Origin of the sequence: Pseudomonas sp. GM60, assembly GCF_000282415.1 — a bacterium.
Taxonomy (GTDB): domain Bacteria; phylum Pseudomonadota; class Gammaproteobacteria; order Pseudomonadales; family Pseudomonadaceae; genus Aquipseudomonas; species Aquipseudomonas migulae.
Window position 1 is genome coordinate 21,775 of the sequence record NZ_AKJI01000177.1, and the last position, 8,183, is coordinate 29,957.

The following is an 8,183-nucleotide window of genomic DNA, read 5'->3' on the forward strand; positions in this document are numbered from 1 at the left end:
TCAGTTGACCGTGACCTGACCAAGCGCCGGTTTCTGTTCCTGAGCCTGATGCTGCGGCGCGTAAACCTGAGTGAAACGCACTGGTGGCAGGTTGAACTGGCCTTTCTGCGAGAAGCGCACCAAGTGACGCAGCCGCAATTCACCGCTCAAGGCATCCACCGGAATCCCGTAAGCCATCTGCCCCGGTTCGAAACGCGCCTTCTCCAGCGCCGTCGGTTCAGTGCCGGCCTTGCCCATCAACTTGATGCCCCACGTGGTGCGCTCGACATCCGCGCCCGGCGGCAGCGGTACTTCGATCATGCCGTAGCGCAGCGGTTTCGCGGCTTTGCTGGTGATGATCACTTCGTCCAGATACAGGCTGTCGCTGGACAACGGTTTGGTGCCCACCGCTTCCAGTTTGAAGGTGAAGGCTTCATCACCCGGCACCAGACGCGACAAGCGACGGGTGATGGTCACCGCCATCGGATCAACCGGCGGTTGTTTAGTCTGGAAACTCAACGCGGCACGCAACGGACGCTCTTGCGTCCCGGTCAGCGCCAACACTGCCGGCACCGACGAAGCACCCTGCCACGTCCAATACATCTCACCGGTATCACCATAATTTTTCTTCCAGCCTTCACCCGGTGCCAGTGCGATGGTGGGCGAGGCCTGCTCAATGCTGCGTTGCAACCAGGTCAGCGCCAATGCGCGCTCCAGGGTCGATTGCTGCGGCAACAAACGTTGCAACAACGCTTGCGCATGAGCCTGATCGAAGCTTTGCAGCGACAGGTTCAAGGCTTCGGCAAACGGCTGCGAACTGACGGCCAGACGCTGTTGCGCATCCGCCAGTTGCCGATTGAAAGCATCCGGCAAAGTGACCTTCGATTGCTTCGCCAAAGAAGCGGTCAACGCACGCGCCGTCGCCAGACCCAACGCCGAATCCGGATCGCTCATGACAATGCTGTCTTCGCCATCCTCCATCAGGGTCGCGGCATTGCCCTGACCCGCTTTCGCCAGGTCATCCATCAAACCACTGAGCAACGTGTTGACCGGCAATTGCATCTGTTTGGCGAACGACAGGATCAACGCACGCTGCAACAGCGGCGTGTTTTTCGCCTGCTTCGAATAGACCTCCAGCACCCGCTGCCAATGCTCCGGCGGCAGGCTCAGTTCCAGTGCTTTGCTGGCGTGCCAGTCGGCGTAATAGGCGTACGCGGTGAGGAACGCGTCCGGCTCACCGTCCATGCCCCACCAGGTGAAACTCGCCGACGGCCCGGCCATTTGCACCAGGCGCAGACGGCTGTTCTGCATGATCAGGCGCAAGCGATCGCGGATCTGTGGGTTCGACGACAAGGTCGGGTACGCAATGCTCAACGGCAACAAACGACTGGCCGTCTGCTCGACGCCGCCATACGGATAGCTGAGCAAATCATCCAGCGCCGAACGGAACAGCGCTTGCGGGCTGTCATCCAGACGCAGGCGAATGTCCGTCGCATCTGCCGGCAAGGTCAGCGGCGTATCACCGCTGGCCACATCCAGGCTTTGACTCTGCGTAACCAGCCAACCTTCGCCGGTCGCGGTCAGACGCACGGCCAGGGCGTCAGCGGTTTTGCCGTCCTGCACCAGCTCGGCGGTCCACTCGCCAGTGGCCAAGGCGAATGCCGGCAACGCGATGTAGTTGATGCCGTTGTTCAGCGTCACCGGCACTCGTTGTTCGGCGCCGGCGAAATGAATCACCAGCTCAGCCTTGACCGGTTTTTCCGCCTGGCTGAAGGCAAACACGCCGAGGTCCGGTTTGTCGCCACTGCGGAATTTGGTCGGGCCGCTCCACTTCAGGTACAACGGTTTTTCCGAGCGCAGGAATTGCTTTTTCTGCCCGACCTGACCGTCATCGGCGATGGCTCGCGCGGTGATGCGCCAGCGGGTCAGCGAGTCCGGCATCTTGAAGGTGAAGCGGGTTTTGCCGTTGGCGTCGGTGATCAATTCCGGCTGCCACGCGGCGGTGTCGACGTCTTCACGACGCGGCCGCTCCAGCACTTTCACACCGCGCTCGCTGCGGTTGGCCTTGCCCGGTGCACCGGGGCTGCCCGGCAACGCGACGTCGTAGCTGATGAACGACAGACTGGCGCTGGTGCGCACGTTGTTGCGGCGCGGATGGTAGAAGAACTGGTCGATGGTCGGCGCCACTTCCGGTTGCAGCGCGTAGACCATTTCGTCGACGACGCTGACCGTCAGGTGCGCCGGAATCGGCTTGCCGGCGAACTGCGTTGTCAGGTCAACGGACACCGTATCACCCGGCTGATACACCTCTTTATCGGTGACGATGGCGACGTCGATTTGCGGCGCAACCACCTTGATGCCGGCGTTCTGGAAGCTGTACTGGCCGCCCTTGGTGTACAACACAGAGAACGTCAGGTTCGGCGCAAAGTTATCCTTCACCGGAATGCGCGCGCGGTATTGGGTGTCGCTGAGTTTTTCAATTTTCAGCCAGTCGCCGCCCTTCGACATCAACGCCGTGGCCTCGACCTTGTCGCGTTCCAGCGACAGCAAGGCATCGCTGACAGGCTCGGGGAAAGTGATCAGCGCGAGGGCTTCGTCACCCGCCTTGTACTCGGGTTTATCGAGGACGATTTCCACGGTGCCGGGCACGGCTTTGACGCCATCGCCGGTGACCGAATGCCCGGTCGCGCCGACCACGCGACCATGGTCATCCTTCAACGTCAGGTTGTAAGTCCCCGGACGTTCGAAGGCCAAGGTGAAGCCTTTATCGCTTGCTGCCAGTTTGCCTTCGCCCGTGGTCTGATCTTCCAGACGCACCCAGCTGTAGCCGCTTGGCGTGACCGCTTTGCTCTGCTCGCTGCCGCCTTCATTCAGGTAGCTGAATGCAACCTTGTCGCCCACCGCACTGAAGCGCTGCGGCGCGTTCAAGCGAAAACTCGCGGCGCCACGGTCGATGAGGATTTCCTTGGTGGTCTTGACCCGATACGCCGCGCCATCGCTGGCGAAAACGGTGAGCATGTAACGGCTCGGTTTCTCGGCGGCGGGCAGATCAAGGGTCGCGTTGCCTTTAGAGTCGGTGGTCAGTTCGGTGCTGGTCAGCTCCACCGGGAATTGCCCGAGGTATTGCAGCTCGTTATCAACCATCGACAGTTGCTGGGCACGCAGGCTAAGGCTCAACTTGGCATTCGCGACGGGTTTGCCGTCCGGGTACAACAGCACGAGGCTGCCTTTCATCGGTTCGCCGGTGCGGTAATCCTGCTTGGCCAGGTTCAGCGAAATCTCGAAGTGCGGCTTGATGTATTCAGCCACGCGGAAGGCACTGCTGTAGGCCTGATCCTTGTAGCTGAAACGCAGTTCATAACCGCCCGCGACCGCGTTGTCCGGCAGCTGGAAACGACCTTGTGTGCCGGCTTTGGAATCGAGTTTCAGCGCCAGCGTTTGCAGCGCGGTGCCGGTGGCATCGAGCACCGTGACATTCACATCAGCCGCCGTCGGCAACACCGAATCACGGGCGTTCTTGAACTCGCGACCGACGATTTTCAGCGAAACCCAATCCCCCGGCCGATACAGCGGCCGGTCCGTAAACGCATAGAGTTTGGTGTCGTAGATTTCGCTGTCGTAATAGAAGTTCTCGGAGACAAACACCCCGCCCTCTTCGTCCTCGCCGATCACGAACGAACGCTCCGGGCTGACGTGCTTCAGGCGCAGTAAACCATCAGCATCGGTGGCGCCACTGCTCATCACGCCGAGGCCATCGGTCCACAACACATTGACCTTCGGCACCGAACTGCCTTCGTGTTTACGTGCGGCCCAGACCAGCAGTTCATCACCGGCAATCTTGCTCACGGCCACGGTGTTGGAAACGAAGACCATGGTGGTCGCGCGGTACTTGCCGATCAGCGCTTCCACCAGGTACAGGCCCGGCTTCAGATTGCCCAACGGGATGTACACATTGCCCGGCGCGACAGTGACGAACTCGCTGGACGAACCGGCGAGGTTCACGCCCTCAGGCGGCTGGATCGGTTTGGCTTGCCACAGTGGATAACGGAACTGACTGACCACCGGCAGGCCCGGAATCAGTGCGAATTGCGGCTGCGCGTCGTAAGGCGTTGGCGCGGCAATCGCAGTGCCCATCTTCAGCTCAGGCACTTCCTCGGTGACTTGTTTACGCGACTCGTAGGAAAACGCCCGCTGCATCACGCGACGGGATTTGCGGTACCAGTTGTCCCACAGGTACGCGAGGGTGTTCGACAGGCCTTCACCCTTGAACTGACCGTCGCTGACCACGCGGTGCAGGTTCTTCTGGCGCTTGAGGAAATCCAGCGGTTTGTCGATGCGGTACACACGAATGTCCGCGCCGCCGTAAGGCTCCATACGGAAACGACGATAGTCACGGCCCGGTGCTTCGAGGCGCACCATCGCCTGTTCGTCGCTGGCGAAACTGCTGTCCGCCAGCAGGAAAAAGCTTTCACCGGCCACCGGCGTGTAGCCGCTCGGTTCGACGGTGTCTTCGGCATTCACTGCCGAAATAGGCAGGACCAATACCAACAGTAGAGACAGAAAACGCAGCATGCGGGCACCGGTCATTGGGAGAGAAAGTTCAGTCGATAGACGCCGATGAAGTTGGGGTTGGCTGCGTCGGGTATCCATCGGGTGTCCTTCCATGTCATGAGTTGCTGCAGGCTCGCGGAACGCATGCCGTTGTCAGTGGGGGTGGTGGTGCCGGTGTGATAGGCGATGTAGCGGCCCATCCAGATCATCAGGTGCTGGTCGTCGCCCTGATCGAAAAACATCAGGTCGCCGGGCCGGGCTTGCGCCAGGTCGCGGCCAACCAGATGGCTGTTGAACTGAATCAGTTTGATCGCGTTGACGTACGGCCCGACCTTGCCGCCGCCCTGCTGCCATTGCTGGGCGAGACCGCGTTGCGCCTCGCTCAATTGCAGCTCCGGCGGCAAGTAGCGGTTGGACAGGCCATTGCTGCGCAGCCATTTGTCGTCATGGACTTTCAGCGCTTCGTTGGCGGCAAAACGCACCAGCCCCGCGCAGTCCTGCTGATACCAGCGCGGGCTCGGGCCCTGGGTCAGTTGCTCCTGGGCGATGCGCACGAACCAGGCGCGGAACACCTGGGATTGCTGCACGTCGAGCGGCGCGGCGTCACTGGCAAATACCCGACTGCCCAGCAACATCGCCAGCAGGCCGAGGCCTCGGATAAGTGCGGTCACAGCGCTTTCCATTCCAGCGGCAGCCATTGCCAATGGCCGTCGGGCTCGCTGCCTTCCGGCAACGTCAGCGCGTATTTGCCGTAGCCGCCGAGCTTGCGCAGTTTCGGGATCAGGTAAGTTTGCGCGGCGTTGTAGAACACCGGTTCCATGTCCTGCGGCAGGCTGTCGAGGGTTTCCTGTTGCATCAGCTGCGCCATGGAATCCGGGCCGAAATAGACCGGCATCAACAGGTCTTTCGGCACCACGTCGGCCATCGGCGGGAAGCGTTTGTCGAGGGTGCCGAGGGCTTTGTCCACGAGTTTGTCGTCGAGGGAGAACAGCAGCGTCGAACCGTGGCGCGCCAGGCTCACGCGCATGAAGGCCTTGCCGGTGATGGCGTTCGGGTCCTCGGCGTCCTTGGCTTTGTAAGGACCGAAATTGGAACTGACCTGACGCTGCCACTGGCGGTTTTCACCCTCCTGTTTCTCGACCACCGGGAACGCGTGCTCTTCGACGTTGCCTTCGTAGGCGCCGACCATCGAGCTGAACAAGTTGCCCAGGTCACCGTCGAGTTTGGCGCTGTCGTCGTCATTCAGACTGGCCACCAGCAGCGGTGTGTACAGCCGCGAATCGGCGTACCAGCACAGGCCGGCGGCACCGGCCATGTGTTCGGTCAGCGCCTGGGCCACGGTTTCTTCGGCACCGAGTTTCACCAGCAACGGCTTCTGTTGTTCGGCGGCGAGCGGCAAGGCCACGCAAGCACTGGCGCCCATCGGCATAGCTTGCCAGATCGGTTTGAAATCGAAGTCCGGCTGGTTTTCCAGTTCGTCCATGGCGAGGAAGCTGTGCCAGCCCTTGTCGTCCATGTCGAAACGCAGGCCGGCGAAGTTCGGGATGAAACGCTGGTAACCCATCGCCAGTACGCTGGAATTGACCGACAGGCGTTGTTTCACTTCCGGCGCGCGCAGTGGCAGGCCGAAGGCTTCGGGGAAGAGTTTCTGACCGCCGAGCAATGCTTCCAGCGATTGAGTCGAAACCATCCCAGGCTCATCGATCGGGCCATTACTGTTGTCGTACAGTTTCGAAGGATTGGACAGAACCACCAGCTTGTCGCCATGAGAGGCAAACAGCAGCGCCTTGCTGTTGTTGTAGGTGAGCTGATACAGCGGCACCGTATCGCCGGCGACCTTGATGTCACCGAGTTGTGTCAGCTGCGAATCATCCAGCGCCACTTTGGCCAGCGGCTCCAGCACCTTGGCCAGACCACCGCGATCCATCACCAACAAAAAGTCCTTCAGGCGACCATCCGCCCCGCGCCACAACGCGACATCCGCCGGTTGATCGAAAAGCTGCTCGATCAGGCTGTCCTGCAACTTCAGGTCATGTTCGTAGATGATCCGCCGCAGACTGCCGATCAAGCCGAGGCGATCGGCATGGGCTTCGTAATAGAAGACGAAATCTTCGGTCAGGGTTTCCTTGAGGAACGGCACCGCCAGCAAGTCCTTGGGCAACTGGCTCAAGGAGCGGGTTTCGAGCAGGCCGTCCGGGCGGCTCATGCCCAGTTTGTCGCTGGCCAATTGCGCCGCCGGCGCCTTGGGTTTGTGCATGAACCAGCCAAGTCCGGCCGCCACGCCAGCCACCAGGATCAGCCCGCCCAACAGCAATGGCCAGCGCCGGGAAGGTTTGGCAGCAGGTGCGTCAGCGGCCGGGGTAACAGTGTTATCGCTCATGTTCACAACGCCCAGTTCATCCGTGGTGCGGGATGCTTAATAGTTGAAAGTCTTGACCAGCAGCAGGTCACCGATCGCGCGCAGGGGCACGATGAAGGTCTCGCGTTTTTCGTCGACGGTGTTTTCGTTCAGCACCAGGTTGATCTGCGAGGTGATCACCTCGTTCTGGTTGCTGGTCTCATCGAAGTTATAGCCGCCGCTGCCGAAGTTGCCCCAATAGTTCACGTAAACCAGATAGGTGCCGTGCAGCGGCGCGGTCATGGTGAACATTTCCGGACCGGGGCCGTCGACGCCGTCCGGGTCGAGGCCGCCGCCGTTGCTCATCGCCGGGCGAGCCCAGAACGCATGCTGGCCGTCGGGGGTAATGATGTGCAGGTCGAGTTCGGCTTTCGGATCGTCCCAACCCAGCACCACGCGAATCCGCGCCGGGGTACGCAGGTTGTTGGCTTCATAGAATTGGACGCGCTTGAGGGACTGGCCTTCGGCGCTGCGCACTTCGACACTGTTGGAGCCCGCGCCAAACGCGTACGGCCGGGAGAAACGCCCCTGGTCGTCGGTGTACAGGTTCAGAGGATTGCCGTTGACCGCCAGCGTGTGCGGCCCGCGTTGAGTGCCGATGGCCTTGAGTTGGCCTTCGATCATCGTGCGATTGCGCTGTACGCCCCGGTCGATGGGCGGCGTTGGGTAGGCGACTTGCGGGTTTTCGCTGCGATCGAGCAGGCCGTTGTAGCGCCAGCCGCCCACCGGTTCCGACAGTTCGGCCTTCGGCTCGGCCCAGGCGGCGGTCGCGCAGACCCACCCCATCAGCAATAGAAGAAATGAACGCATGTGATGCCTCCTGCCATGCATAACGAAACCTTGCGCCTGATCCTCGGCGCGTTACAGATCCAAATACTGCGTTTCGTCAGAAAGACCCGTGACTATGGGTCGTAGAAGGCGCGAAGGTTAGCCATTTGGCGGGTTTTTAACAATCGGATACATCTTGAATTGCGGGGGGGATCACGATGATTGTTGGGTGTGAGCCGAATAATCCTCGTCATTGCAGTAGTGCTGCCACCTGAGAACGCAGTTAGCGGGGTGGTCCTGCGGATGTACCCGGTGCCCTTGTGGGAGCGGGCTTGCTCGCGAAGGCTGCGTGTCTGGTGACGAGTTTTTTGATGGTGTACATATCCATTACTGGGGTAACGGCGGCTATTGGTTCCGCCCTTACGGCGGGTTACTTGGAAAAGCGCCAAGTAACCAAGCGCCTGCGCCCCTGACGTACGGTGCCTCG

The 8,183-nt window shown here is 60.9% G+C and carries 4 protein-coding genes; all 4 read right to left on the reverse strand.

Annotated elements, in window-relative coordinates:
* From PMI32_RS00135 to PMI32_RS00120, 4 genes are read right to left on the reverse strand one after another with little or no spacing between them, the layout of a single operon-like run.
* Complete coding sequence (locus PMI32_RS00135; RefSeq protein WP_008035793.1) at positions 1–4,566, reverse strand: alpha-2-macroglobulin family protein; 4,566 nt, start codon at positions 4,564–4,566, stop codon at positions 1–3.
* A complete protein-coding gene (locus PMI32_RS00130; RefSeq protein WP_008035794.1) occupies positions 4,563–5,213 on the reverse strand; it encodes a DUF1175 domain-containing protein in 651 nt (216 codons plus the stop codon). The genes PMI32_RS00135 and PMI32_RS00130 overlap by 4 nt, the downstream gene beginning before the upstream one ends.
* A complete protein-coding gene (locus PMI32_RS00125) occupies positions 5,198–6,910 on the reverse strand; it encodes a DUF2138 domain-containing protein (RefSeq protein WP_008035795.1) in 1,713 nt (570 codons plus the stop codon). Before PMI32_RS00125 ends, PMI32_RS00130 begins: the two co-directional genes overlap by 16 nt.
* A gap of 36 nt (positions 6,911–6,946) precedes the next feature.
* Positions 6,947–7,738, reverse strand: a complete 792-nt coding sequence (locus PMI32_RS00120) for a YfaP family protein (protein WP_008035796.1) — start codon at positions 7,736–7,738, stop codon at positions 6,947–6,949.
* Positions 7,739–8,183: the final 445 nt, after the last annotated feature.

What these genes read in the sequence shown, in the direction of transcription:
- PMI32_RS00125 (WP_008035795.1), bottom strand. Translation starts at nt 6,910, where the DNA reads ATGAGCGATAACACTGTTACCCCGGCCGCTGACGCACCTGCTGCCAAA.
- PMI32_RS00120 (WP_008035796.1), bottom strand. Translation starts at nt 7,738, where the DNA reads ATGCGTTCATTTCTTCTATTGCTGATGGGGTGGGTCTGCGCGACCGCC.
- PMI32_RS00135 (WP_008035793.1), bottom strand. Translation starts at nt 4,566, where the DNA reads ATGACCGGTGCCCGCATGCTGCGTTTTCTGTCTCTACTGTTGGTATTG.
- PMI32_RS00130 (WP_008035794.1), bottom strand. Translation starts at nt 5,213, where the DNA reads ATGGAAAGCGCTGTGACCGCACTTATCCGAGGCCTCGGCCTGCTGGCG.